This is a genomic window from Escherichia ruysiae, assembly GCF_031323975.1.
Lineage (GTDB): Bacteria > Pseudomonadota > Gammaproteobacteria > Enterobacterales > Enterobacteriaceae > Escherichia > Escherichia ruysiae.
In genome coordinates this window covers 574,349-600,907 of sequence record NZ_JAVIWS010000001.1, presented here as the reverse complement: position 1 = coordinate 600,907, position 26,559 = coordinate 574,349, and the positions used below count along the sequence as shown (strand labels likewise).

The window sequence follows — 26,559 nt, the reverse complement described above, 5'->3', positions numbered from 1 at the left end:
TCAGGCTTTATTTTCGGCTTTCTTATTTACGTTATTAAGAGCCAGATCAGTCAGTTTGATGTCGGTGGCCTTTTCTTCTTCCAGAGTTTCTTTCAGAAGCTTCGCTGCTTTACGGTAACCTAATTGTTCAGCCAGCGTCGCTAAGGTCCCGTAACTGGCGATCTCATAGTGCTCGACTTTCTGTGCAGCTGCAATGAGCGCGGCGTCACGCACTTCGTTTTTTTCTGTGCTCTCAATGACCTCATTAGCTTCTTCAATGAGTCCTTCCATTGCTACGCACTTCATGCGTTTAATTTTAAGATTTGATTCGGATTCTACGACTTGATCAATACGTTCTATCTGTCCATGAGTTTCCTCAAGGTGCGCATGAAAAGCCTGACTTAGTTTTTCGTTTGATGTCGCTCTGGAAAGTTTTGCCAGCGCGCGAGTTAACTGTTTTTCTGCGCTGTAGGTGTCTGAAAGCAGGTGAATAAATACATCTTCAATGGTCTTCATATTCATATTTTTCTCCAGTGAAATCACTGCGAGCCATACGGCCCGCAGATACAATTATCTTTATCAGCTGATATTAATAATTAACGGTGGATCAGGATTTTCCTGATTTATTACCACCGCTTTGTTGACCGCCTTTTTTACCCGCTTCGGATGCGCGTTGCGGATCGTTTTTAAAATTACCGCCGCTGTGCTGACCACCTTTACGACCTGCGTCGGATGCCTTCTCACGATCTTCGGCGAAATTTCCTGAACCACCACGATGTTCGGCCATGTTATTTCTCCCGTTACGTTGCATTGTTTGACTAATATGAGTGTTGTGTGTCGACACTCATTAAAATTAGTTGCTAATAAGAATTAGTCAAATTAAGCGTGACAAGGAGGGAGGGTGGGAAATATATTTTGAGGAAGGTTCTGGATATATTAGCAATTGCCTGAGGAATAAGTGACTTAGGAAAAATTATTGATTTTACTGGTGTTATGTTGCGGGATTAATTTGTTTGATTATATTACTGTTGGGCGGAAAAATGACGTAAGTTGACGTATGTTAGGTTAAGCGAAACGGTAAAAAGGCAAATAATGAATAAAATTAAGATTTTTCTGGCTTCGTTAAAGGAATACAAAATGCCGCCAGCAGAACTGACGGCTGTGGGATTAACTGCGTGTTGCCGCTTTCATCGGTTGTATAAAAGCTTTCAATGCCACCAACATTTTCTCTGGCTCATCAATATGTTGCTCGATGATTTTAACAATGGCCGAACCAGAAATCGCGCCCGCAGCTCCTGCATCAATCGCTGCTTTTACCTGTTCCGGGGCGGAAATACCAAACCCTTGTAACGGAGGCGCAGCATTGTACTCTTTCAGCTTCGCGAGCAGATGATTGAGGGGTAACGCTGCGCGGTTTTCAGCTCCGGTCACGCCCGCACGCGACAGCAAATAGGTGTAACCACGACCATAAGAGGCTATCTGACGCAGCAAATCATCGTCGGCATTCGGCGGGCAGATAAATATAGGTGCGACGTTATGGCGCAACGAAGCCTGGCGGAAGGGCGCAGACTCTTCCACGGGCACATCGGCAACCAGCACCGAATCGACGCCGACTTTCTCGCATTGGGCATAAAACTCATCAATACCTTTGTTAAACACCAGGTTGGCATACATCAGAAGGCCAATGGGAATATTCGGGTGTTTCTGGCGAATCAGTGCCAGCATTTCAAAACATTGTGCCGGGGTCACACCCGCCGCAAAAGCACGCAGTGTGGCGTTTTGAATCGTCGGGCCATCCGCCAGCGGGTCAGAGAAGGGGATGCCTAACTCCAGCGCGTCAGCACCGGCTTCAATTAGCGCATCGATAATTTTCAGCGACTGCTCAATGCCCGGATCACCGAGCGTGACGAAAGGAACGAATGCGCCTTCTTTGCGCTCCTTCAAACGGGCAAACAGAGTTTCATAGCGTTCCATCAGATTTCCCCTCGTGCTTTCAAAATATCGTGAACGGTGAAGATGTCTTTATCGCCGCGACCGGAAAGGTTAACCACCAGCAGCTGCTCTTTTTCCGGGTTTTCGCGCATCATTTTCAGCGCATGAGCCAGGGCATGGGAGGATTCCAGCGCCGGGATGATCCCTTCATGCAGGCACAGCGTTTTAAAGGCGTCCAGTGCTTCATCATCGGTAATTGAGACATAATCAGCGCGTCCAGTGCTGTTGAGATACGCGTGTTGCGGGCCGACAGACGGGAAATCCAGCCCGGCTGAGATGGAGTAAGATTCTTCAATCTGCCCGTCTTCTGTCTGCATCATCGGCGCTTTCATACCGAAATAGATGCCCACACGACCATGTTTCAATGGTGCACCGTGCTCGCCGGTTTCGATACCGTGACCGCCTGGTTCCACCCCAATCAGGCCAACGTCGGTTTCGTTGATGAAATCAGCAAACATCCCGATGGCATTCGAACCGCCGCCAACACAGGCGATAACGGCGTCCGGTAGGCGACCTTCTCTTTCCAGAATCTGTGCTTTGGTTTCTTCGCCAATCATCCGTTGAAACTCACGCACAATGGTCGGGTAAGGATGCGGGCCAGCTGCGGTGCCCAGCATGTAGTGCGCGGTTTCATAACTGCCGGACCAGTCGCGCAGAGCCTCGTTACAAGCATCTTTCAGCGTCGCGGAACCGCTATGTACCGGGATCACTTCCGCGCCCATTAAGCGCATACGAAAAACGTTGGGCGACTGACGTTCGACGTCTTTGGCACCCATATAAATTCGACATTTCAGGCCAAGCAGGGCGCTGGCAAGGGCAGACGCCACACCATGCTGACCGGCACCGGTTTCGGCGATGATTTCGGTTTTACCCATCCGCTTCGCCAGTAAGGCCTGACCCAGCACCTGGTTTGTTTTATGTGCGCCGCCGTGCAGTAAATCTTCACGTTTCAGGTACAACGTGGTGTTAGTGCCGGCCGTAATATTCTGGCATTTAGTCAGCGCGGTCGGGCGTCCGGCATAGTTTTTTAGCAGATCATTAAACTGCGCCTGAAATTCTGGATCTTTTTGTGCGCTGACGAAGGCTTCTTCCAGCTGGCGCAGGGCAGGCATCAGGATTTGTGGCACGTACATGCCGCCAAACTCACCAAAATACGGGTTAAGTAATGTTGTCATTGTTCCTTTCCTTAATATGCGCGCAGTGTCTGGAAAACCGAGGCCAAAAGACGTGCGTCTTTGATGCCCGGTTGCGACTCTACAGCAGAATTAAAATCAAGCCCGGCGCAGCCGGTTTGTGCCGCTTCCACGCAGTTATCTGCGCCTAAGCCACCCGCCAGCAGAACGTTGCCAAGCGATTGACCGTTTAACAGTGACCAGTCGAAACGTTGCCCGCTTCCGCCCTGGCCGTTATCGAAAACATATTTATCAACGTGCTGAAAATCGCGCGCGGGCAGGGTTTCTCCAACGCTCAATGCTTTCCAGATGGCAACGTTTGCTGGCAGAGCATCACGCAGTGCGTCGATATATTGCTGATCTTCACTGCCATGCAGTTGCACTGCCACCAGCGATAACACCTTAGCTTTGCCTGCCACATCGGCAATATCGTGATTGCGGAACACGCCAACATACTGCAACGGTGCCGCAGCCATCACTTCCTGCGCCTGTTCAACGTTGACGCAACGTGGTGATGTCGCAACAAAAATCAACCCACCGTAAATCGCGCCCGCGTCATAAGCTGCTTTAGCATCTTGCCCACGCGTCAGGCCACATACTTTATTCTCACCCAGCAACACCCGACGCACGGCGGCGTGCAAATCGTCATGGGCCATCAACGCCGAACCAATCAGAAAACCGTTAGCGAAGTGGCTTAACTCGCGCACCTGAGCGTAAGTATTGATGCCGGATTCGCTGATTACCGTCACGTTGTGCCCCAGTTTCGGCGCAAGCTCGCGGGTACGGTTGAGATCAATCGACAAATCACGCAGATCGCGGTTGTTGATGCCAACGACCTTTGCCCCCAATGCAATGGCGCGCTCCAGTTCCTCTTCATTACTGACTTCGGTCAGCACACCCATCTTCAAACTATGGGCGACGGCTGCAAGCTGGCGATACGATTCGTCGTCCAGCACTGAAAGCATTAATAAGCAGGCATCAGCCTGGTAATAGCGCGCCAGATAGATCTGGTAAGGGTCGATAATAAAGTCTTTACATAAAATCGGCTGTGGCGCGATTTGGCTGACGATGGGGAGGAAATCAAAGCTTCCCTGGAAATATTTCTCATCAGTCAGCACCGAAATTGCCGAAGCGTAATGCTTATAAATCGAGGCAATGCGTGCCGGATCGAAATCATCACGGATCACGCCTTTTGATGGCGACGCTTTCTTGCATTCCAGAATAAATGCGGTACGTGCACCCTGTAGCGCATCATAAAAATGTCGCGTGCTCGGCTGAATTTCATTCTGAAAACTGGCAAGTGGTTGCTGCTGTTTACGGGCTTCTACCCAAATCGCCTTGTCCGCGACGATTTTCGCTAAAACGGTTTGCATCATTTACCCTCGTGCCGCCAGTGCGGTGACTCTGTCGTAAGCGGAACCACTACGCAGTACCTCAAGAACGGTTTGCGCATTGGCTTGCAGATCTTCCTGGCCATGCAGGCGCATTAACATGGCGACATTCGCCGCGACGGCTGCCTCATGGGCGGCGTCGCCTTTACCTTGTAACAAACGTGTTAAAATGTCACGGTTTTCTTCCGGCGTTCCGCCTGCCAGTTGTTCCTGGTGGTAGGGCGTCAGGCCAAAATTTTCTGCGGTCAACTGATAGCTTTTAATTTCGCCATCGTGCAACTCGGCAACAATCGTTGGTGCGTGTAACGAAACTTCATCCATTCCGCCGCTGTGCACAACCGCTGCGCGTTGATACCCCAACACGCGCAGCGTTTCGGCAATCGGCAGTACCAGCTCCGGACTATAAACACCAATTAACGCCAGCGGCGGATGCGCCGGGTTAATCAATGGCCCCAGCACGTTGAACAGAGTGCGGGTTTTCAGTTGCTGACGAACCGGCATCGCGTGGCGGAATCCGGTGTGATATTTCGGTGCAAAGAGGAAACAGACGCCTAACTCATCTAGCGCCTGGCGCGATTTATCGGCGTTCATATCAAGATTAATACCGAACGCCGCCAGCAGATCCGAAGAACCCGATTTACTGGAGACGCTGCGGTTGCCGTGTTTCGCCACTTTCAGCCCACAGGCTGCTGCAACAAAAGCACTGGCGGTAGAAATGTTGATACTGTTGCTGCCGTCACCGCCGGTGCCGACAATATCGGCAAACAGATAATCCGGGCGCGGGAACGGCGCAGCGTTTTCCAGAAGCGCAGTTGCTGCTCCGGCGATTTCGTTCGGGTGTTCGCCACGAATTTTCATGCTCACCAGCGCCGCCGCCAGTTGTTCCGGCTTCAGTTCACCACGTACCACTGCTGAAAATAGCTGGTGGCTTTCCTGCTGGCTAAGGGTCTGCGCCTGATACAGTTTTTCCAGAATCGGTTGCAGCGTGTTGGTGGGTTCCAGCTTTTGCTGCGCCCAGGCCAGCGTTTGTTCCAGCAAGCGAGCGCCCTGGGTGGTGAGAATGGATTCCGGATGGAACTGGAATCCACAGACGCGATCCGCATCATGACGAACCGCCATCACCATGCCATTAAAATGGGCGTTGATGGTTAAACCGGCCGGAATGTTACTGCCCACCAGCGAGTGATAACGCGCCACTGGCAGAGGGTTTGTTAACCCGGCAAACATCGCCTGACCGTCATGTTCAATGCTCGACGCTTTACCGTGCAGAATTTCGCCCGCCTGGCCGACATAACCCCCATAGGCTTCGACAATCGCCTGATGACCGAGGCAAATGCCAATAATCGGCAGCTTGCCGCGCAGACGAGTAAGCAGTTCCGGCATGCAACCCGCTTCGCTCGGCACACCGGGGCCAGGAGAAAGCATCAGCACCGGATTGCTCATCGTCGCCAGGCGTTCAATTAAGGTCTGCGCCGGAATATGGTTGCGGTAAATCACCACGTTATGACCATTGCTGCGCAACTGATCTGCCAGGTTGTAAGTAAAAGAGTCGATATTATCGAGCAGCAGAATGTCAGCCATCAGAAAGTCTCCTGTGCATGATGCGCGGTGGCGATAGCGCGCAGTACAGCGCGGGCTTTATTACGGGTTTCGTCGGCTTCCGACTGCGGAACAGAATCAAGAACCACGCCAGCACCGGCCTGCACGGTGGCGATGCCGTTTTCCACCAGTGCCGAGCGGATCACAATGCAGGTGTCGAGATCGCCGTGTGCGGTGAAATAACCTACCGCGCCGCCGTAACTGCCGCGTCGACGACCTTCCGCTTCGGCAATTAACTGCATGGCGCGCACTTTCGGCGCACCGCTTAATGTGCCCATATTCATACAGGCGCGATAAGCGTGCAGGGCGTCAAGATCGTGGCGCAATTCACCGACAACGCGGGAGACGAGATGCATCACGTAAGAGTAACGGTCAACTTTGGTGAGGTCGGCAACGTAGCGGCTGCCGGGGGTGCAAATGCGTGCCAGATCATTACGGGCGAGATCCACCAACATCAGATGTTCCGAAAGCTCTTTATGGTCGGTACGCATCTCCAGTTCTATGCGGCTGTCGAGGTCTCTGTCCAGTGAACCATCGGCGCGACGACCTCGTGGGCGTGTTCCTGCAATCGGGTAGATTTCAATCTGGCGGCTGGTGGCGTCATACTTGAGCGAACTTTCCGGCGACGCACCGAACAGAGTGAAATCATCATCCTGCATAAAAAACATATACGGGCTGGGGTTACTCTTTTTCAGCACGTAATAGGCTGCCAGCGGTGACGGGCAGGGCAGTGAGAAACGGCGAGAGGGGACGACCTGGAAAATTTCTCCGGCGCGAATCGCTTTTTGCAACGAACGCACTACGCCACCGAACTCTTCATCGCTCTGATTACATTCACAACGCATATGCGGTACGGAAACCACTGGCAGCGGCGGCGCGGCTTCGGTCAGTTGCTGACGTAGTTCGTTCAGACGTGCAGTGAGACGCTGTTTTTCTTCTTCATTCGGCGCAAACAGGCTGGCCTGAATGCGGGTGCTTTTTTTCTGATGGTCAATCACCATCAGCGTTTCAGCGAGATAAAAACAGAAATCAGGGCAGTTATTTTCCGCTGACAATTGCGGTAAATCTTCAAACCCCGCGACCAGGTCATAAGAGAACAGGCCGCCAAAGAACATCGCTTCCCGTTCTTCCTTCGGTACATTCAACAGATTCTGCAATAAGCGGAAAGCGTCAAAAACCGAAAGGGAGCATAAGCGGGCGTCTTCATCCAGCAGTGGACTGACAGGGGGGAAGCGCAGCACACGGCAGTTTGGTGATTGTTCATTTTCCACCCCCGCAGGCAGGGCGTTATCCAGTAGTGTCAGCAGGGTTTCGCCATTGCCGGAAAGCGCCTGGATTGTGACAGTGTCACCTAGTGCTGTAATGCGCAGCGCACTGTCTACCAGCAGCAGGCTTTTTAAATCATCTTTGCTGTCGATATCTGCGGATTCCAGCAGCAGCGTTGCCGGACGATCCCCACACAACTGGTGAAAAAGCGCGGTGGGATTGTCGCGATAAGCGCCTTCGCAGGTTAGCAATTCGAGATTCGGTTTTTGTGTTTGCATTGTTATTCTCTAATTTTGTTCAAAAAAAAGCCCGCTGATTAGGCGGGCTGGGTATCTGATTGCTTTACGCATGGTGAATACACTGCCCGTTTCAGGAAGTGCGCCACCAACCTTTCAGTACGAAAATTGCTTTCATTGTCGATACCCTTTTTGCGTGAACTTGCGTACTAGTTAACTAGTTCAATGATTAATTGTCAACAGCTCATTTCAGAATATTTGCCAGAACCGTTATGATGTCGGCGCAAAAAACATTATCCAGAACGGGAGTGCGCCTTGAGCGACACGAATTACGCAGTGATTTACGACCTGCACAGCCATACGACAGCTTCCGATGGCTGTCTGACGCCAGAAGCATTGGTGCACCGTGCAGTCGAGATGCGCGTCGGCACCCTGGCGATCACCGACCATGACACCACAGCCGCAATCGCGCCAGCAAGAGAGGAAATTTCACGTTCGGGGCTGGCGCTGAATCTTATTCCCGGCGTGGAAATTTCCACGGTCTGGGAAAATCATGAAATTCATATTGTCGGGCTGAATATTGATATTACTCATCCGCTAATGTGTGAGTTCCTCGCGCAGCAGACAGAACGGCGCAATCAGCGGGCGCAGCTAATTGCCGAAAGACTTGAAAAAGCGCAAATACCTGGTGCGCTGGAAGGCGCGCAACGGCTGGCGCAGGGCGGCGCGGTGACGCGCGGTCATTTTGCTCGTTTCCTTGTGGAGTGCGGCAAAGCCAGTTCAATGGCGGATGTCTTTAAAAAGTATCTGGCGCGCGGGAAAACCGGATACGTTCCGCCACAGTGGTGTACAATAGAACAAGCTATTGATGTCATTCATCATTCTGGCGGTAAGGCGGTACTAGCTCATCCTGGGCGGTACAATCTTAGTGCTAAATGGCTGAAAAGATTGGTTGCGCATTTTGCCGAACACCACGGCGACGCGATGGAAGTCGCGCAGTGCCAGCAATCGCCCAATGAACGCACCCAACTGGCGACACTTGCGCGTCAGCACCATTTATGGGCATCACAAGGATCTGATTTTCATCAGCCATGCCCGTGGATCGAACTGGGTCGTAAACTCTGGCTGCCCGCAGGCGTTGAAGGCGTCTGGCAGCTATGGGAACAGCCGCAGAACACCACAGAGAGGGAATTATGAGTCAGTTTTTTTATATTCATCCTGATAACCCGCAGCAACGTCTGATCAATCAGGCGGTGGAGATCGTGCGTAAAGGCGGGGTGATTGTTTATCCAACCGATTCCGGCTATGCGCTCGGCTGTAAAATTGAAGATAAAAACGCCATGGAGCGTATTTGTCGTATTCGCCAGCTGCCGGACGGTCACAACTTTACCCTGATGTGTCGCGATCTTTCTGAACTTTCGACCTATTCCTTTGTGGATAACGTCGCGTTTCGTCTGATGAAAAACAACACGCCAGGTAACTATACCTTCATCCTTAAGGGGACGAAGGAAGTGCCACGCCGTTTGTTGCAGGAAAAACGCAAAACCATCGGGATGCGCGTGCCGTCAAACCCCATCGCCCAGGCGTTACTTGAGGTGCTGGGTGAACCGATGCTTTCCACTTCGTTGATGCTGCCGGGCAGCGAATTTACCGAATCCGATCCGGAAGAAATTAAAGACCGTCTGGAAAAACAGGTGGATTTGATCATTCACGGCGGTTATCTCGGCCAGAAACCGACAACGGTCATCGACCTCACCGATGATACGCCAGTCGTGGTGCGTGAAGGCGTAGGTGATGTGAAGCCTTTCTTATAAAAAATTGCGTTCCACGGATGGAAGATTATGGCAGGGACATTTCGCTGCATTTTGCTGTTGATAGCTGGGCTGCTTTTCTCATCGCTGGGTTACGCGAAAAACATGGAGATTCCTTATCATGAAGAAGGGATCTCGCTCTTTGATGTTGAGGCCACCATGCAACCTGATGGGGTGCTCGACATTAAAGAGAACATTCATTTTCAGGCGAGAAATCAGCAGATTAAGCATGGATTTTATCGTGATTTGCCTCGATTATGGATGCAGCCTAATGGTGATGCGGCGCTGCTAAACTATCGCATTATTGGCGTCACTCGTGATGGTATTCCTGAACCCTGGCAACTTGACTGGCATATCGGGTTGATGAGTATTGTCGTGGGCGATAAGCAGCGTTTCTTGCCACAAGGCGATTATCATTATCAAATTCATTACCAGGTTGAAAATGCTGTACTACGTGAGGGTGATTCTGACCTGCTTATCTGGAACGTAACTGGTAATAACTGGCCGTTTGAAATCTATAAGACCCGATTTTCACTCAAGTTGCCTGATATTGCGGGTAATCCATTTAGCGAAATCGATCTCTTTACTGGAGAAGAGGGCGACACATATCGAAATGGCCGCATCCTTGAGGACGGAAGAATTGAATCCCGCGATCCGTTTTACCGTGAAGATTTCACTGCACTCTACCGTTGGCCTCATGCCTTGCTGGATAATGCCCCGGCACAACACACGACGAATATTTTTAGCCATCTTTTTTTGCCCTCAACATCGTCTCTTATCATTTGGTTACCGTGTCTGTTACTGGTGTGTGGATGGTTATATCTCTGGAAGCGCAGGCCACAATTTACGCCGGTAGATGTGAGTGAAACTGAAATCATTCCCCCAGATTACACGCCTGGCATGTTGCGTCTCGATGCGAAGCTGGTTTACGACGATAAAGGTTTTTGTGCCGATATCGTAAATCTGATTGTGAAAGGAAAAATTCATCTGGAAGACCTGTATGACAAGAACCAGCAAATCCTGATTCGTGTTAATGAAGGCGCGACCAGAAATAATGAGGTACTACTGCCCGCAGAGCAGTTATTACTGGAAGCGTTATTTCGTAAAGGCGATAAGGTCGTTCTTACGGGGAGACGCAACAGAGTCTTACGCAGGGCATTTTTACGGATGCAGAAATTTTATCTGCCGCGTAAAAAGTCTTCGTTTTACCGACCGGATGCGTTTTTGCAATGGGGCGGACTGGCGATATTAGCAGTCATTTTTTATGGAAACCTGAGTCCCGTTGGCTGGGCAGGTATGAGTCTGGTGGCTGATATGTTTATCATGACCTGCTGGCTTCTTCCTTTTTTGTTTTCTTCCCTTGCGCTTTTGTTTGCCCGCGATGATGACAAGCCTTGCGTTAATCGTGTAATCATCACTTTGTTTTTACCACTGATTTGTTCAGGCGTGGCTTTCTATTCTCTCTACATCAATGTCGGAGATGTGTTCTTTTACTGGTATATGCCAGCCGGTTATTTTAGTGCCGTTTTCCTGACGGGGTATCTCACCGCCCTGGGGTATATTTTTCTGCCACAGTTTACACAAACTGGGCAGCAACGTTATGCCCACGGCGAGGCTATCGTCAACTATCTTGCGCGTAAAGAGGCGGCAACGCACAGTGGGCGGCGGCGGAAAGGGGAAACACGGAAACTGGATTACACTTTGTTAGGTTGGGCGGTCTCGGCAAACCTTGGCAGAGAATGGGCAGCACGTATCACTCCGTCACTTACAGCGGCTGTTCGCGCTCCGGAAATTGCCCGTAGCGGCGTTTTATTCTCATTACAGATGCACCTGAGTCTGGGAGCTAATACCAGTTTGTTGGGGCGAAGTTATTCCGGTAGTAGTGCCGGTGGCGCAGGCGGTGGTGGCTGGTAATCAAGCTGATGTTAATCGAAACAAGCTTTAACCCTAAAGATAGTGTAGTATGTTGCGCCTCAAAGCCAGGCCAGTTAAAACGTCATGTCGTTGACTTAAGGCCGGAAGAGTTCGAACAGACTTTACTATCAGTGAGTCAGATGTAAGTTCTGACTCACTGTTGCACAAAGCATATCAGACGCCTGGGAAGGCGACACCAAAAGGAAGCTCTATGAGCGAAAAGCTACAGAAAGTGCTGGCGCGTGCCGGCCACGGTTCTCGCCGTGAAATCGAATCTATTATTGAAGCCGGTCGTGTGAGTGTTGATGGCAAAATTGCTAAACTCGGCGATCGCGTTGAAGTTACTCCTGGACTGAAAATTCGTATCGATGGTCACCTGATTTCGGTGCGTGAGTCCGCTGAGCAAATTTGTCGCGTGCTGGCCTATTACAAGCCGGAAGGTGAGTTATGTACTCGTAACGACCCGGAAGGGCGTCCAACAGTGTTTGACCGTCTGCCGAAGCTGCGTGGCGCACGCTGGATTGCCGTAGGTCGTCTCGACGTTAATACCTGTGGTCTGTTGCTGTTCACCACCGACGGTGAACTGGCAAACCGTTTAATGCACCCAAGCCGTGAAGTTGAACGTGAATATGCCGTGCGTGTATTTGGTCAGGTTGACGACGCGAAACTGCGTGATTTGAGTCGTGGCGTGCAGTTGGAAGACGGTCCGGCAGCCTTTAAAACCATTAAATTCAGCGGCGGCGAAGGGATCAACCAGTGGTACAACGTTACTCTGACCGAAGGCCGTAACCGTGAAGTTCGTCGTTTGTGGGAAGCGGTTGGTGTGCAGGTAAGCCGCCTGATCCGTGTTCGTTACGGTGATATCCCACTGCCAAAAGGTCTGCCACGCGGTGGCTGGACGGAGCTGGACCTTGCCCAGACTAACTATCTGCGCGAACTGGTGGAGCTACCGCCAGAAACCAGCTCTAAAGTCGCTGTAGAAAAAGACCGTCGTCGCATGAAGGCGAATCAGATTCGTCGTGCGGTGAAACGTCACAGTCAGGTGAGCGGCGGTCGTCGTTCTGGCGGACGTAATAATAACGGTTAATCAAAGTATGCCGGACGTCATATCCGGCATTTTTACAGATTAGTAATCAATCCCTATCTGCGCTTTTACACCGGCATCAAACGCATGTTTGATGGGGCGTAATTCACTTACCGTATCCGCCAATTCAAGAATATCCCGATGACAGCCACGACCCGTGATAATCACTGTTTGCTGATGTGGACGATCATTTAAGGCCTGCATCACTTCTTCCAGTGGCAAATAGTCATACGCCACCATATACGTCAGCTCATCGAGCAAAACCATATCCAGTGAGGAATCCGCCAGCATTCTTTTTGCATGTTGCCAGACTTCGCGGCAGGCGGCGGTATCGGACTCGCGGTTTTGTGTATCCCAGGTAAAGCCGGTTGCCATTACCTGAAACTCAACGCCGTGCGGCTCCAGCAGATTTCGTTCGCCATTAGGCCAGGTGCCCTTAATAAATTGCACGACGCCCACTTTTTTTCCGTGACCTACTGCGCGTGTTGCCGTACCAAATGCCGCTGTGGTTTTGCCTTTTCCATTGCCAGTAAAAACGATAATAATGCCGCGTTCATCCTGGGCCTGCGCCACACGGGCATCCACTTTTTCTTTAACTCGCTGCTGACGCTGTTGGTAGCGTTCATCACTCATTGGGAAATTCCTGGTTTACGGCCCGGTTGGGCGTCAAAGGTCATGCCGGTTTTACGGCGGCTATCATCGCCCATCAGCCAGAGGTAAAGTGGCATGATATCAGCGGGGGTTTTGAGTTTCTGCGGATCTTCCGTCGGGAAGGCGCTGGCACGCATGGCGGTGCGCGTACCGCCTGGGTTAATGCAGTTCACGCGCAGGCGCTGTTGATATTCATCGGCCAGTACCTGCATCATTCCTTCGGTGGCAAATTTTGAGGCAGCGTATGCACCCCAATTAGCCCGACCCTGACGCCCGACGCTTGATGAGGTAAAGACCAGCGAACCGGCGTCCGATTTGAGTAATAAAGGAAGCAGTGCCTGGGTCAGCATAAAGGTGGCATTAACGTTGACCTGCATGACATCCTGCCAGACCTGCGGATTTTGTTCACTCATCGGGCAAACTTCGCCAAGCAATCCGGCATTATGCAAAACGCCGTCCAGACGCGGATAATTAACGGCAATGCGCTGTGCCAGTTGATGGCAATCTTCGGATGTGCAGGTCAGTAAATCGAGAATAAACCACTGTGGATGACGTCCGGTCTCTTCGAATATACGCTGGGCGACCTGACGTAATTTTTCTTCATTACGACCCAGTAAAATCACTGTCGCGCCATAACGCGCATAAGTCTGAGCGGCTTCACGACCAATGCCGTCGCTGGCGCCGGTTACCAGGATAATACGATCATTGAGTAAATCTTGTTTTGGTTGGTAATGCATGGCTACTCCTCAACGACATCATCAGTCGCGCTGCCAGTGTACTTTATGACTTTGAGGGGTTATGCCTTAAACAGAGGCGCATTTCAATCGGCCTGGGGCGATAACGCCGCAAAATGAATACTTTGTCATACTTTCTCGTCAAGAATATCTCTGCGAGACGGCTTAACGTGCCTGTTGTAAACTGTGAGGCAAAGCGTTGTTTAACCAAGGTGGGACTCGTGGAATTGTTGTCTGAATATGGTTTGTTTTTGGCGAAAATTGTCACTGTTGTTGTGGCGATTGCGGCTGTTGCCGCCATTATTGTCAATGTTGCGCAACGTAATAAACGCCAGCGTGGCGAGTTACGGGTTAACAATCTCAGCGAACAATATAAGGAGATGAAAGAAGAACTGGCAGCAGCGCTGATGGATCCGCATCAGCAAAAGCAGTGGCACAAAGCGCAGAAGAAAAAGCACAAGCAAGAAGCGAAAGCAGCGAAAGCAAAAGCCAAACTGGGTGAGGTGGTGACTGACAGTAAACCCCGCGTCTGGGTACTGGATTTCAAAGGCAGCATGGACGCGCATGAAGTTAACTCATTACGTGAAGAGATAACCGCAGTACTCGCGGCATTTAAGCCAAGGGATCAGGTTGTTTTGCGTCTGGAAAGCCCCGGCGGTATGGTTCATGGTTATGGCCTGGCAGCCTCACAATTGCGGCGTCTGCGCGATAAAAACATTCCTTTAACCGTTACGGTAGACAAAGTGGCTGCCAGCGGCGGGTACATGATGGCCTGTGTGGCGGACAAAATTGTTTCTGCGCCGTTTGCCATTGTTGGTTCCATCGGTGTGGTAGCGCAAATGCCCAACTTTAACCGCTTCCTGAAAAGTAAAGATATTGATATTGAACTGCATACTGCCGGGCAATATAAGCGCACGCTGACATTGCTGGGTGAAAATACTGAAGAAGGGCGCGAAAAATTCCGCGAAGAACTGAACGAAACACATCAGCTATTTAAAGATTTTGTAAAACGTATGCGTCCATCTCTGGATATTGAAGAGGTGGCTACCGGTGAACACTGGTACGGGCAACAGGCGGTAGAGAAAGGCCTGGTTGACGAAATCAACACCAGTGATGAAGTGATTCTTAATCTGATGGACGGTCGAGAAGTGGTCAATGTGCGTTATATGCAGCGTAAACGGTTAATCGATCGGTTTACCGGCAGTGCGGCAGAGAGCGTCGATCGATTGTTGCTACGCTGGTGGCAGCGTGGGCAAAAGCCTTTGATGTAAAAGACAAACGCGAGGTTCAGGCCTCGCGTTTTGCTTTAATCTACCAGATGATATTTTTCCGAGAGCACGTGTGCCAGGTGTTTGAACATATTAAACACCGCAGTGCTTTTCGCTGTCGGCAGCCCTTGCTCATCTAAAAAGTAATCGCCAGTAAACACCAGCACGCCATTACGCTGCGTGACGCCGGTGGCTTCAATTCCTGCGAGTGTGTCCTCATGCTCACGAATGATTTTGTTGGCCTCTTTCAACAGCGTTTCGCGGTCAATGGGTTGTGTCTCTTTGTTCATTATTTACTCCTTAAACAAGGACATTAGTCTACGCCAGGCATGGCATGCGGACAAATATACCACGCTGGCGTCAGGAGCGCCTTACTGGCAACTTTGGATTTTGCATGCTAATAAAGTTGCGTAACGGATTTTATCAGGTACAGTGTGACGCTTTCGTCAATCTGGCAATAGATTTGCTTGACATTCGACCAAAATTCCGTCGTGCTATAGCGCCTGTAGGCCAAGACCTGTTAACTCAGTCACCGGAATTTTCGTGAACAGAGTCACGACAAGGGGTTGATATCCGCAGAGAGCGAGTCCATATCGGTAACTCGTTGCCAGTGGAAGGTTTATCAATGTGCGACGCATTCCTGGAAGAATCAAATTAGGTAAGGTGAATATGGGTAAAGCTCTTGTCATCGTTGAGTCCCCGGCAAAAGCCAAAACGATCAACAAGTATCTGGGTAGTGACTACGTGGTGAAATCCAGTGTCGGTCACATCCGCGATTTGCCGACCAGTGGCTCAGCTGCTAAAAAGAGTGCCGACTCTACCTCCACCAAAACGGCTAAAAAGCCTAAAAAGGATGAACGTGGCGCTCTCGTCAACCGTATGGGGGTTGACCCGTGGCACAATTGGGAGGCGCACTATGAAGTGTTGCCTGGTAAAGAGAAGGTCGTCTCTGAACTGAAACAACTGGCTGAAAAAGCCGACCACATCTATCTCGCAACCGACCTTGACCGCGAAGGGGAAGCCATTGCATGGCACCTGCGGGAAGTGATTGGGGGTGATGAAGCTCGCTATAGCCGAGTGGTGTTTAACGAAATTACTAAAAACGCGATCCGCCAGGCGTTCAACAAACCCGGCGAACTGAATATTGATCGTGTTAATGCCCAGCAGGCGCGTCGCTTTATGGATCGCGTCGTGGGTTATATGGTTTCTCCGCTGTTGTGGAAAAAGATCGCTCGCGGTCTTTCCGCCGGGCGTGTGCAATCCGTAGCGGTTCGCCTGGTGGTTGAGCGTGAGCGTGAAATTAAAGCGTTCGTGCCGGAAGAATTCTGGGAAGTCGATGCCAGTACGACTACGCCGTCTGGTGAAGCGTTGGCTTTGCAGGTGACTCATCAGAACGATAAACCGTTCCGCCCGGTCAACAAAGAACAAACTCAGGCTGCGGTAAGTCTGCTTGAAAAAGCGCGCTACAGCGTGCTGGAACGTGAAGACAAACCGACAACCAGTAAACCAGGCGCTCCTTTTATTACCTCTACGCTGCAACAAGCTGCCAGCACCCGTCTTGGTTTTGGTGTGAAAAAAACCATGATGATGGCGCAGCGTCTGTATGAAGCTGGCTATATCACTTACATGCGTACCGACTCCACTAACCTGAGTCAGGACGCGGTAAACATGGTTCGCGGTTATATCAGCGATAATTTTGGTAATAAATATCTGCCGGAAAGCCCGAACCAATACGCCAGCAAAGAAAACTCACAGGAAGCGCACGAAGCGATTCGTCCTTCAGATGTCAATGTGATGGCGGAATCGCTGAAAGATATGGAAGCAGATGCGCAGAAACTGTACCAGTTAATCTGGCGTCAGTTTGTTGCCTGTCAAATGACCCCAGCGAAATATGACTCCACCACGCTGACCGTTGGCGCGGGTGACTTCCGCCTGAAAGCGCGCGGTCGTATTCTGCGTTTCGACGGCTGGACGAAAGTTATGCCTGCGCTGCGTAAAGGCGATGAAGATCGTATTTTACCGGCTGTCGATAAAGGTGACTCCCTGTCGCTTGTTGAACTGACGCCTGCGCAGCACTTTACCAAGCCGCCAGCCCGTTTTAGCGAAGCTTCACTGGTTAAAGAACTGGAAAAACGCGGGATCGGTCGTCCGTCTACCTATGCGTCGATCATTTCGACCATTCAGGATCGCGGCTATGTGCGTGTGGAAAACCGTCGCTTCTATGCGGAAAAAATGGGTGAGATCGTTACTGATCGCCTGGAAGAAAATTTCCGCGAGTTAATGAATTACGACTTTACCGCGCAGATGGAAAACAGCCTTGACCAGGTGGCAAATCACGAAGCAGAGTGGAAAGCTGTACTGGATCACTTCTTCTCGGATTTCACCCAGCAGTTAGATAAAGCGGAAAAAGATCCGGAAGAGGGCGGTATGCGCCCGAACCAGATGGTTCTGACCAGCATTGACTGCCCGACCTGTGGTCGAAAAATGGGGATTCGCACCGCCAGCACCGGGGTATTCCTGGGCTGTTCCGGTTATGCGCTGTCGCCGAAAGAGCGTTGCAAAACCACCATCAACCTGGTGCCGGAAAACGAAGTGCTTAACGTGCTGGAAGGCGAAGACGCTGAAACCAACGCGCTGCGCGCCAAACGTCGTTGCCCGAAATGCGGTACAGCGATGGACAGCTATCTCATCGATCCAAAACGTAAGTTGCATGTCTGTGGTAATAATCCAACCTGCGACGGTTACGAGATCGAAGAGGGCGAATTCCGTATTAAAGGTTATGACGGCCCGATCGTTGAGTGTGAAAAATGTGGTTCTGAAATGCACCTGAAAATGGGGCGTTTCGGTAAGTACATGGCTTGCACCAATGAAGAGTGTAAAAACACACGTAAGATTTTACGTAACGGTGAAGTCGCGCCGCCGAAAGAAGATCCGGTTCCGCTGCCAGAATTACCGTGCGAAAAATCGGATGCTTATTTCGTGTTGCGTGACGGCGCTGCCGGCGTGTTCCTGGCGGCCAATACTTTCCCGAAATCACGTGAAACGCGTGCGCCGCTGGTGGAAGAGCTTTATCGCTTCCGCGACCGTTTACCAGAAAAATTGCGTTATCTGGCTGATGCGCCACAGCAAGATCCAGAAGGTAATAAGACAATGGTTCGTTTTAGCCGGAAAACCAGGCAGCAATATGTCTCTTCGGAAAAAGACGGAAAGGCAACTGGCTGGTCAGCATTTTATGTTGATGGCAAATGGGTTGAAGGGAGAAAATAACCTTTAATTCTTTCTGGTTTTTAAAACAAAGGGTCGCAAAAGCGACCCTTTTTTATTGCATATTATTTTATCTCCACACCTATACACTAAAGCTATAAATGATATAGTGGTTATAGTTAGCACCTTTTTTATTATTAAATCGTATTAGTCACCCGTCAGGAGTGACGAAAAAACGATGTTCTGATGGCGTCTAATTGGATGGTTTAACATGAAATTACAACAACTTCGCTATATTGTTGAGGTCGTCAATCATAACCTGAACGTCTCATCAACGGCTGAAGGACTTTACACATCACAACCTGGGATCAGTAAGCAAGTCAGAATGCTGGAAGATGAGCTGGGTATTCAAATTTTTTCCCGTAGCGGTAAGCATTTGACGCAGGTTACTCCAGCCGGGCAGGAAATAATTCGTATCGCTCGTGAAGTTCTGTCGAAAGTTGATGCTATTAAATCGGTCGCCGGAGAGCATACCTGGCCTGATAAAGGCTCGCTGTATATCGCCACCACGCATACTCAGGCGCGCTATGCATTACCGAATGTCATCAAAGGTTTCATTGAGCGTTATCCTCGCGTTTCTTTGCATATGCATCAGGGATCGCCGACACAAATCGCCGATGCCGTCTCTAAAGGTAATGCCGATTTCGCTATCGCCACGGAAGCACTTCATTTGTATGAAGATTTGGTGATGCTGCCATGCTATCACTGGAATCGGGCTATTGTGGTGACACCTGACCATCCGCTGGCGGGCAAAAAAGCAATTACCATTGAAGAACTGGCGCAGTATCCGTTGGTGACGTATACCTTCGGTTTTACCGGACGCTCCGAGCTGGATACCGCCTTTAACCGCGCAGGGTTGACGCCGCGTATTGTTTTCACGGCTACCGATGCTGACGTGATTAAAACTTACGTTCGCTTAGGGCTGGGTGTTGGGGTAATTGCCAGCATGGCGGTGGACCCGGTTTCTGACCCTGACCTGGTTCGTGTTGATGCGCATGACATTTTCAGCCATAGCACAACCAAAATTGGTTTTCGTCGCAGTACGTTTTTGCGCAGTTATATGTATGATTTCATTCAGCGTTTTGCGCCGCATTTAACCCGCGATGTCGTTGATGCCGCCGTAGCACTGCGTTCCAATGAAGAAATTGAGATCATGTTTAAAGATATCAAATTGCCGGAAAAATAATTACCTGCATTATTTCCGGCACCTTTTATATTTTCGGGGTGCCGGAATATATTCTCTGTTCTTTCTTATTTGTACACCGCTCACAATATTATTATCCCTGAAATCTTTATGGTAAATCGGACGTAAAGTAGTGTCTAATTACCTGCCTCGCAAACTCCAGCCTTCAAATATCTATTTCAGGTCAAAAGATTGAATTATTCACTGGAGACGATTCGTAAATTAGCTGGATTTTTGGCTAAAGTTTCATTAGGATTTGTCTCATCAGTTGATTAATTATACCAATCGTTTAGCGTATTACTGATAAGTGATGGCGATTATATGAGGTTAGCAATGCCTTCTGGAAATCAGGAACCCCGCAGGGACCCTGAATTGAAACGCAAAGCCTGGCTTGCGGTATTTCTTGGTTCTGCGCTCTTCTGGGTGCTTGTTGCACTGCTAATTTGGAAAGTGTGGGGGTAAAGCATGGTCGTTCAGGAGCAGCATCAGATTGCTTTGCCACTGTCTCAGCATAGTGACAATGAAACGGAAACGAAACGGGAATGTTCAGTCGTTATTCCGGATGGCTGGAAACTGACGTCGCAACAGCAAGCGTTTATAGAGATGTTTGCTGAAGATGAGCAGCAGAAACAATAATTATCATCATTCTTATTATCCGATATATTCGTGAATTAAACGGTTTTTAATACACCACAGCAATAAAAGGTTGAATAATTTCAACAGAAAGTAATAACAAGTGAGGGGTGTAGCCTATGATCACCACAAATATGAAATATTGGTCCTGGATGGGCGCATTTTCTCTGTCGATGCTCTTCTGGGTTGAACTCATCTGGATAGTTGCTCACTAATCTCTGACCTCGCTGTGGCGAGGTTTTTCTTTTCTTATCCGCAAGATTTCTCCTCTTTTATCAATTTGGGTTGTTATCAAATCGTTACGCAATGTTTGTGTTATCTTTAATATTCACCCTGAAGAGAATCAGGGCATCGCAACCCTGTTATTAAGGAGGAGCTATGTCGTCAACCCTACGAGAAGCCAGTAAGGATACGTTGCAGGCCAAAGATAAAACTTACCATTACTACAGCCTGCCACTTGCTGCTAAATCACTGGGCGATATCACCCGTCTGCCTAAGTCACTCAAAGTTCTGCTCGAAAACCTGCTCCGCTGGCAGGATGGTAACTCGGTTATCGAAGAGGATATCCACGCGCTGGCGGGCTGGTTGAAAAATGCCCATGCTGACCGTGAAATTGCCTACCGCCCGGCAAGAGTGTTAATGCAGGACTTTACCGGCGTGCCCGCTGTCGTGGATCTTGCGGCGATGCGAGAAGCGGTAAAACGTCTCGGCGGCGATACCGCGAAAGTGAATCCACTCTCACCGGTTGATCTGGTCATTGACCATTCGGTGACCGTCGATCGTTTTGGCGATGATGAGGCATTCGAGGAAAACGTGCGTCTGGAAATGGAGCGAAACCACGAACGTTATGTATTCCTGAAATGGGGACAGCAGGCCTTCAGCCGTTTTAGCGTTGTGCCGCCAGGTACAGGGATTTGCCATCAGGTTAACCTCGAATATCTCGGCAAAGCAGTGTGGAGCGAATTGCAGGATGGTGAATGGATTGCTTATCCGGATACGCTCGTCGGCACCGACTCACACACTACGATGATCAACGGTCTTGGCGTGCTGGGGTGGGGCGTTGGCGGGATCGAAGCAGAAGCCGCAATGTTAGGTCAGCCGGTTTCCATGCTTATCCCGGATGTAGTGGGCTTTAAACTCAGCGGAAAATTACGTGAAGGTATCACCGCCACAGACCTGGTTCTTACCGTCACTCAGATGCTGCGCAAACATGGCGTGGTGGGGAAATTCGTCGAATTTTACGGCGATGGGCTGGATTCGCTGCCGCTGGCGGATCGCGCCACCATTGCCAATATGTCGCCAGAATACGGTGCGACCTGCGGCTTCTTCCCAATCGATGCGGTCACCCTCGATTACATGCGTTTAAGCGGGCGCAGTGAAGATCAGGTCGAACTGGTCGAAAAATATGCTAAAGCGCAGGGCATGTGGCGTAACCCGGGCGATGAACCGATTTTTACCAGTACGTTAGAACTGGATATGAATGACGTTGAAGCGAGTCTGGCGGGGCCAAAACGCCCACAGGATCGCGTTGCACTGCCCGATGTACCAAAAGCTTTTGCCGCCAGTAACGAGCTGGAAGTGAATGCCACGCATAAAGATCGCCAACCGGTCGATTATGTTATGAACGGACATCAGTATCAGTTGCCTGATGGCGCAGTGGTTATTGCTGCCATCACGTCATGTACCAACACCTCTAATCCAAGTGTACTGATGGCCGCAGGCTTGCTGGCTAAAAAAGCCGTAACTCTGGGCCTGAAGCGGCAACCGTGGGTCAAAGCGTCGCTGGCACCGGGTTCGAAAGTGGTTTCTGATTATCTGGCAAAAGCCAAACTGACTCCGTATCTCGATGAACTTGGCTTCAACCTTGTGGGATATGGTTGTACCACCTGTATTGGTAACTCTGGTCCGTTGCCCGATCCTATCGAAACTGCAATCAAAAAAGGCGATTTAACCGTCGGTGCGGTACTGTCCGGCAACCGTAACTTTGAAGGCCGTATTCATCCGCTGGTTAAAACGAACTGGCTGGCTTCGCCGCCGTTGGTGGTTGCCTATGCGCTAGCGGGAAATATGAATATCAACCTGGCTTCAGAGCCTATCGGCCATGATCGTAAAGGCGACCCGGTATATCTGAAAGATATCTGGCCATCGGCACAAGAAATTGCCCGTGCGGTAGCACAAGTCTCTACAGAAATGTTCCGTAAAGAGTACGCAGAAGTTTTCGAAGGGACAGCTGAGTGGAAAGAAATTAACGTTGTACGATCCGATACCTACGGATGGCAGGATGATTCGACCTATATTCGCTTATCGCCGTTCTTTGATGAAATGCAGGCAACACCAGCACCAGTGGAAGATATTCACGGTGCGCGGATCCTCGCAATGCTGGGGGATTCAGTCACCACTGACCATATCTCTCCGGCGGGCAGTATTAAACCCGACAGTCCGGCGGGTCGATATCTACAAGGTCGAGGTGTTGAGCGGAAAGACTTTAACTCCTACGGTTCGCGGCGCGGTAACCATGAGGTGATGATGCGCGGCACATTCGCCAATATTCGCATTCGTAACGAAATGGTGCCCGGTGTTGAAGGTGGAATGACGCGGCATTTACCTGCCAGCGATGTCGTTTCTATTTATGATGCAGCGATGCGCTATAAGCAGGAGAAAACGCCCCTGGCGGTGATTGCCGGTAAAGAATATGGTTCTGGCTCCAGCCGTGACTGGGCGGCAAAAGGTCCGCGTCTGCTTGGTATTCGTGTCGTGATTGCCGAATCGTTTGAACGAATTCACCGCTCGAATTTAATTGGCATGGGCATTCTGCCGCTGGAATTTCCGCAAGGCGTGACGCGTAAAACATTAGGGCTGACCGGGGAAGAGAAGATTGATATTGTCGATCTGCAAAATCTACAACCGGGCGCGACGGTTCCGGTGACGCTGACGCGTGCTGATGGTAGCCAGGAAGTTGTGCCGTGCCGTTGTCGCATCGACACCGCGACGGAATTAACCTATTACCAGAACGACGGTATTTTGCATTACGTTATTCGTAATATGTTGAAGTAACGAGTATTTGCTTGCCGGAAGTAAGATAACCGGCAAGCAAATTAACTTTACAACGTAAGTGGGTTATTTGTTCAGCAAATGCCCCATTTTCTCGGCTTTGGTATCGAGATAATGTTCGTTATTGGGGTTACGACCAACAATCAACGGCACGCGTTCAACAATATTAATCCCGGCTTCGGTCAGAATTTCGACTTTTTTCGGGTTATTGGTTAACAAACGGACTTCATTGACACCAAGGAGTTTGAACATATCAGCGCAAAGAGTGAAGTCGCGCTCATCTGCAGCGAAGCCTAACTGGTGGTTAGCCTCTACGGTGTCGTAACCTTGATCCTGTAATGCGTAAGCGCGAATTTTATTCAGCAGACCAATGTTACGACCTTCCTGGCGGTGATACAGCAAAATACCACGGCCTTCTTCGGCGATTTGTGTCAGCGCCGCCTCCAGCTGGAAGCCACAATCGCAGCGCAAGCTGAACAGGGCGTCACCGGTCAGACATTCGGAATGGACGCGCGCAAGTACCGGGGTATGCCCGGAAATATCGCCATAGACTAGCGCGACATGATCGTGTCCGGTTGCCAGTTCTTCAAATCCCACCATCAGGAAATCGCCCCATGGGGTTGGCAGTTTGGCTTCTGCCACACGTTTAAGCTGCATGAAATTCTCCAGATAATGCTGGTTCTGTATTGGCTTATTTTGCCATAACGCGAAGGCGTTCACCTAATCACGACGCGTCGATCGTTCACTGAATGGCACAAATCTGTCAATTTTTCCAGGTCAGGGCATTTTCAGTTATGATTGTGAGACTTATAAGAAAGGAGAGACCATGCGTTCGATTGCCAGACGTACCGCAGTTGGAGCTGCACTATTACTTATCATGCCTGTAGCGGTATGGATTTCTGGCTGGCGTTGGCAACCAGGAGAGCAGAATGGGGTGTTAAAGGCGGCTTTTTGGGTCACTGAAACTGTCACTCAGCCCTGGGGCGTTATTACGCATCTGATTTTATTCGGCTGGTTCCTTTGGTGCCTGCGTTTTCGGATCAAAGCGGCAATTATGTTGTTTGCCATACTGGCTACGGCGATCCTGGTCGGACAAGCGGTAAAATCCTGGATTAAAGACAAAGTTCAGGAACCGCGCCCGTTTGTTATCTGGCTGGAAAAAACACATCATATTCCGGTTGATGAGTTCTACACTTTAAAGCGTGCAGAGCGCGGAAATTTAGTGAAAGAACAGTTGGCTGAAGAGAAAAATATCCCGCAATATTTGCGAACTCATTGGCAGAAAGAGACCGGTTTTGCCTTTCCTTCTGGTCACACAATGTTTGCTGCCAGTTGGGCTCTGCTGGCCATTGGGCTGTTATGGCCGCGTCGGCGAACCGTAACCATTGCACTCTTGCTGGTTTGGGCAACGGGAGTCATGGGAAGTCGCCTGTTGCTTGGGATGCATTGGCCGCGCGACCTGGTGGTGGCTACGTTGATTTCGTGGGCGCTGGTCGCGGTAGCAACCTGGCTTGCACAACGTATTTGTGGGCCATTAACACCACCACCGGAAGAAAATCGTGAGATAGCGCAACGAGAACAAGAAAGTTAATACTGGTTGAATTTCTGAATTTAACCCTCAAATCATCAACAATGATTGTGGCTACCATTTCGCAGACGTCGTGAAAATGGTAATTTAAAGGGCTATTGCGGTAAGTTGACCATAATTTATTCGCTCTAACCACATAACGGGAAGTAATGTGAAATATTTACTCATTTTCTTACTGGTGTTAGCGATTTTTGTGATTTCTGTCACATTAGGTGCGCAGAATGATCAACAGGTAACATTTAATTATCTGTTAGCGCAAGGGGAGTATCGTATCTCTACTTTGCTGGCGGTATTGTTTGCTGCGGGTTTTGCTATCGGTTGGTTGATTTGTGGCCTGTTCTGGCTGCGAGTTCGTGTTTCTCTGGCGCGCGCTGAACGTAAAATAAAGCGACTGGAAAACCAGCTTTCACCTGCGACTGGCGTGACGGTAGCGCCTGATTCGTCAGTGGCGAAGGAATAACTTTCTATGCTGGAGTTGTTGTTTCTGCTCTTGCCTGTAGCCGCTGCCTATGGCTGGTATATGGGCCGCAGAAGTGCGCAACAAAACAAGCAAGATGAAGCCAACCGCCTGTCACGCGATTACGTTGCAGGGGTTAACTTCCTGCTTAGTAATCAACAGGATAAAGCGGTTGATCTGTTCCTCGATATGCTCAAAGAGGACACCGGCACCGTTGAAGCCCATCTTACGCTCGGAAATCTGTTCCGTTCGCGTGGCGAAGTCGATCGCGCGATTCGTATTCATCAAACCTTAATGGAAAGTGCCTCGTTGACTTATGAGCAACGCTTGCTGGCAATTCAACAACTGGGGCGTGATTACATGGCGGCGGGTTTATACGATCGCGCGGAAGATATGTTTAATCAACTGACCGATGAAACTGACTTCCGTGTTGGCGCATTGCAACAGCTGTTACAAATCTATCAGTCTACCAGTGAATGGCAGAAAGCAATTGATGTTGCAGAACGCCTGGTGAAGCTGGGCAAAGATAAGCAACGCGTCGAGATTGCCCATTTCTACTGTGAACTGGCGCTCCAGCATATGGCCAGCGACGATCTTGATCGCGCTATGACCTTGTTGAGAAAAGGGGCGGCGGCAGATAAAAACAGCGCCCGCGTATCCATCATGATGGGACGTGTGTTTATGGCGAAAGGAGAATACGCCAAAGCGGTCGAAAGCCTGCAACGCGTCATTTCCCAGGACAGAGAACTGGTCAGCGAAACGCTGGAAATGCTGCAAACCTGCTATCAGCAACTGGGTAAAACTGCCGAATGGGCAGAGTTCCTGCAGCGCGCGGTGGAAGAGAATACCGGTGCCGATGCTGAGTTGATGCTTGCAGACATCATCGAAGCGCGCGAGGGCAGTGATGCCGCTCAGGTCTATATTACGCGCCAACTACAACGTCACCCGACCATGCGCGTGTTCCACAAGTTAATGGATTACCACCTGAATGAAGCAGAAGAAGGGCGCGCTAAAGAGAGCCTGATGGTGCTGCGTGACATGGTTGGTGAGAAGGTGCGTAGTAAGCCGCGTTATCGTTGCCAGAAGTGTGGTTTTACCGCATATACGCTCTACTGGCATTGTCCGTCATGTCGGGCCTGGTCAACCATTAAACCCATTCGCGGCCTTGATGGACTGTAACTTCTAAAAAAAATCCAACTTTAGTTACAACATCCTTATTGTTGCTCTCACATTTTGCTTCGGCAACTCCAGCGTAGAAAAGCCTGACAGGGGAGAAATCGCAACTG

26 protein-coding genes and 1 other annotated feature are annotated in these 26,559 nt (G+C 50.2%); of the genes, 14 read left to right on the top strand and 12 right to left on the bottom strand.

The annotated features are described in order from the left end of the window. From RGV86_RS03090 to trpL, 8 genes are all read right to left on the bottom strand, one after another. The gene (locus tag RGV86_RS03090; RefSeq protein ID WP_001056502.1) at window positions 1-501 is read right to left on the bottom strand and encodes a YciE/YciF ferroxidase family protein; all 501 of its coding nucleotides are present in this window, start codon (window positions 499-501) and stop codon (window positions 1-3) included. An 85-nt stretch (window positions 502-586) separates the two neighbouring features. Further along, window positions 587-766 (bottom strand): con-10 family general stress protein, encoded by a 180-nt coding sequence (locus RGV86_RS03085; protein ID WP_000807651.1) that lies wholly within the window; start codon window positions 764-766, stop codon window positions 587-589. 380 nt (window positions 767-1,146) lie between these two features. Further along, window positions 1,147-1,953 (bottom strand): tryptophan synthase subunit alpha, encoded by an 807-nt coding sequence (trpA, locus tag RGV86_RS03080; RefSeq protein WP_000443104.1) that lies wholly within the window; start codon window positions 1,951-1,953, stop codon window positions 1,147-1,149. After that, on the bottom strand, window positions 1,953-3,146 hold the full coding sequence (gene trpB, locus RGV86_RS03075) for a tryptophan synthase subunit beta (RefSeq protein ID WP_000209511.1): 1,194 nt from the start codon (window positions 3,144-3,146) through the stop codon (window positions 1,953-1,955). Before trpB ends, trpA begins: the two co-directional genes overlap by 1 nt. A gap of 11 nt (window positions 3,147-3,157) precedes the next feature. Further along, a complete protein-coding gene (gene trpCF / locus RGV86_RS03070; protein ID WP_000983853.1) occupies window positions 3,158-4,519 on the bottom strand; it encodes a bifunctional indole-3-glycerol-phosphate synthase TrpC/phosphoribosylanthranilate isomerase TrpF in 1,362 nt (453 codons plus the stop codon). Beyond that, the gene (gene trpD, locus RGV86_RS03065; protein ID WP_085460785.1) at window positions 4,520-6,115 is read right to left on the bottom strand and encodes a bifunctional anthranilate synthase glutamate amidotransferase component TrpG/anthranilate phosphoribosyltransferase TrpD; all 1,596 of its coding nucleotides are present in this window, start codon (window positions 6,113-6,115) and stop codon (window positions 4,520-4,522) included. Further along, a complete protein-coding gene (gene trpE, locus RGV86_RS03060; RefSeq protein ID WP_001194557.1) occupies window positions 6,115-7,677 on the bottom strand; it encodes an anthranilate synthase component I in 1,563 nt (520 codons plus the stop codon). Before trpE ends, trpD begins: the two co-directional genes overlap by 1 nt. Before the next feature lie 21 nt (window positions 7,678-7,698). Further along, window positions 7,699-7,792, bottom strand: a sequence feature (Trp leader region). Next, window positions 7,769-7,813: a trp operon leader peptide gene (gene trpL / locus RGV86_RS03055; RefSeq protein WP_001700591.1), complete on the bottom strand. Its 45-nt coding sequence runs from the start codon at window positions 7,811-7,813 to the stop codon at window positions 7,769-7,771. (Overlaps the previous feature by 24 nt.) A gap of 137 nt (window positions 7,814-7,950) precedes the next feature. On the opposite strand from trpL, the gene rnm reads away from it, so the two are divergent. The 4 genes from rnm to rluB all read left to right on the top strand — a co-directional run bounded on the left by rnm (window position 7,951) and on the right by rluB (window position 12,447). Next, window positions 7,951-8,832: an RNase RNM gene (gene rnm, locus RGV86_RS03050; protein WP_001285663.1), complete on the top strand. Its 882-nt coding sequence runs from the start codon at window positions 7,951-7,953 to the stop codon at window positions 8,830-8,832. After that, window positions 8,829-9,449 (top strand): L-threonylcarbamoyladenylate synthase, encoded by a 621-nt coding sequence (locus RGV86_RS03045; RefSeq protein ID WP_001516499.1) that lies wholly within the window; start codon window positions 8,829-8,831, stop codon window positions 9,447-9,449. The genes rnm and RGV86_RS03045 overlap by 4 nt, the downstream gene beginning before the upstream one ends. A gap of 27 nt (window positions 9,450-9,476) precedes the next feature. Beyond that, on the top strand, window positions 9,477-11,360 hold the full coding sequence (locus RGV86_RS03040) for a DUF2207 domain-containing protein (RefSeq protein WP_085460783.1): 1,884 nt from the start codon (window positions 9,477-9,479) through the stop codon (window positions 11,358-11,360). Between the two features lie 211 nt (window positions 11,361-11,571). Then, window positions 11,572-12,447 (top strand): 23S rRNA pseudouridine(2605) synthase RluB, encoded by an 876-nt coding sequence (rluB, locus tag RGV86_RS03035; protein ID WP_001291217.1) that lies wholly within the window; start codon window positions 11,572-11,574, stop codon window positions 12,445-12,447. Between the two features lie 39 nt (window positions 12,448-12,486). Here the strand turns inward: rluB and cobO are convergent, their stop codons facing one another. After that, window positions 12,487-13,077 (bottom strand): cob(I)yrinic acid a,c-diamide adenosyltransferase, encoded by a 591-nt coding sequence (gene cobO / locus RGV86_RS03030; protein ID WP_085460782.1) that lies wholly within the window; start codon window positions 13,075-13,077, stop codon window positions 12,487-12,489. Next, complete coding sequence (locus RGV86_RS03025; RefSeq protein WP_085460781.1) at window positions 13,074-13,832, bottom strand: YciK family oxidoreductase; 759 nt, start codon at window positions 13,830-13,832, stop codon at window positions 13,074-13,076. Before RGV86_RS03025 ends, cobO begins: the two co-directional genes overlap by 4 nt. A gap of 218 nt (window positions 13,833-14,050) precedes the next feature. On the opposite strand from RGV86_RS03025, the gene sohB reads away from it, so the two are divergent. Continuing rightward, window positions 14,051-15,100 carry a protease SohB gene (sohB, locus tag RGV86_RS03020; protein ID WP_000422074.1) on the top strand — a complete coding sequence of 350 codons (1,050 nt, stop codon included), beginning with the start codon at window positions 14,051-14,053 and terminating at the stop codon, window positions 15,098-15,100. Window positions 15,101-15,135: 35 nt separating this feature from the next. Here the strand turns inward: sohB and RGV86_RS03015 are convergent, their stop codons facing one another. After that, window positions 15,136-15,387 (bottom strand): YciN family protein, encoded by a 252-nt coding sequence (locus RGV86_RS03015; protein WP_001031530.1) that lies wholly within the window; start codon window positions 15,385-15,387, stop codon window positions 15,136-15,138. 379 nt (window positions 15,388-15,766) lie between these two features. Here RGV86_RS03015 and topA point away from each other — a divergent pair, with 379 nt between their 5' ends. The 6 genes from topA to acnA all read left to right on the top strand — a co-directional run bounded on the left by topA (window position 15,767) and on the right by acnA (window position 23,231). Next, window positions 15,767-18,364, top strand: a complete 2,598-nt coding sequence (topA, locus tag RGV86_RS03010; RefSeq protein ID WP_085460779.1) for a type I DNA topoisomerase — start codon at window positions 15,767-15,769, stop codon at window positions 18,362-18,364. Window positions 18,365-18,572: 208 nt separating this feature from the next. After that, window positions 18,573-19,547 (top strand): HTH-type transcriptional regulator CysB, encoded by a 975-nt coding sequence (cysB, locus tag RGV86_RS03005; protein ID WP_000776255.1) that lies wholly within the window; start codon window positions 18,573-18,575, stop codon window positions 19,545-19,547. Between the two features lie 318 nt (window positions 19,548-19,865). After that, complete coding sequence (locus RGV86_RS03000) at window positions 19,866-20,006, top strand: YmiA family putative membrane protein (RefSeq protein WP_001234284.1); 141 nt, start codon at window positions 19,866-19,868, stop codon at window positions 20,004-20,006. A 3-nt stretch (window positions 20,007-20,009) separates the two neighbouring features. Further along, window positions 20,010-20,180: a YciX family protein gene (locus RGV86_RS02995; RefSeq protein WP_000261429.1), complete on the top strand. Its 171-nt coding sequence runs from the start codon at window positions 20,010-20,012 to the stop codon at window positions 20,178-20,180. A gap of 116 nt (window positions 20,181-20,296) precedes the next feature. Next, complete coding sequence (gene ymiC, locus RGV86_RS02990) at window positions 20,297-20,392, top strand: small membrane protein YmiC (RefSeq protein WP_016158389.1); 96 nt, start codon at window positions 20,297-20,299, stop codon at window positions 20,390-20,392. 163 nt (window positions 20,393-20,555) lie between these two features. Further along, window positions 20,556-23,231, top strand: a complete 2,676-nt coding sequence (acnA, locus tag RGV86_RS02985; protein ID WP_085460778.1) for an aconitate hydratase AcnA — start codon at window positions 20,556-20,558, stop codon at window positions 23,229-23,231. Window positions 23,232-23,294: 63 nt separating this feature from the next. Here acnA and ribA read toward each other — a convergent pair whose 3' ends face one another. Continuing rightward, window positions 23,295-23,885: a GTP cyclohydrolase II gene (gene ribA, locus RGV86_RS02980; protein WP_001176295.1), complete on the bottom strand. Its 591-nt coding sequence runs from the start codon at window positions 23,883-23,885 to the stop codon at window positions 23,295-23,297. A gap of 169 nt (window positions 23,886-24,054) precedes the next feature. Between ribA and pgpB the strand changes: the two genes are divergently transcribed. The 3 genes from pgpB to lapB all read left to right on the top strand — a co-directional run bounded on the left by pgpB (window position 24,055) and on the right by lapB (window position 26,452). Further along, window positions 24,055-24,819 carry a phosphatidylglycerophosphatase B gene (pgpB, locus tag RGV86_RS02975; RefSeq protein WP_085460777.1) on the top strand — a complete coding sequence of 255 codons (765 nt, stop codon included), beginning with the start codon at window positions 24,055-24,057 and terminating at the stop codon, window positions 24,817-24,819. 148 nt (window positions 24,820-24,967) lie between these two features. Then, complete coding sequence (lapA, locus tag RGV86_RS02970; protein WP_000876289.1) at window positions 24,968-25,276, top strand: lipopolysaccharide assembly protein LapA; 309 nt, start codon at window positions 24,968-24,970, stop codon at window positions 25,274-25,276. A gap of 6 nt (window positions 25,277-25,282) precedes the next feature. Then, window positions 25,283-26,452 carry a lipopolysaccharide assembly protein LapB gene (lapB, locus tag RGV86_RS02965; protein WP_000891366.1) on the top strand — a complete coding sequence of 390 codons (1,170 nt, stop codon included), beginning with the start codon at window positions 25,283-25,285 and terminating at the stop codon, window positions 26,450-26,452. Window positions 26,453-26,559 lie beyond the last annotated feature (107 nt).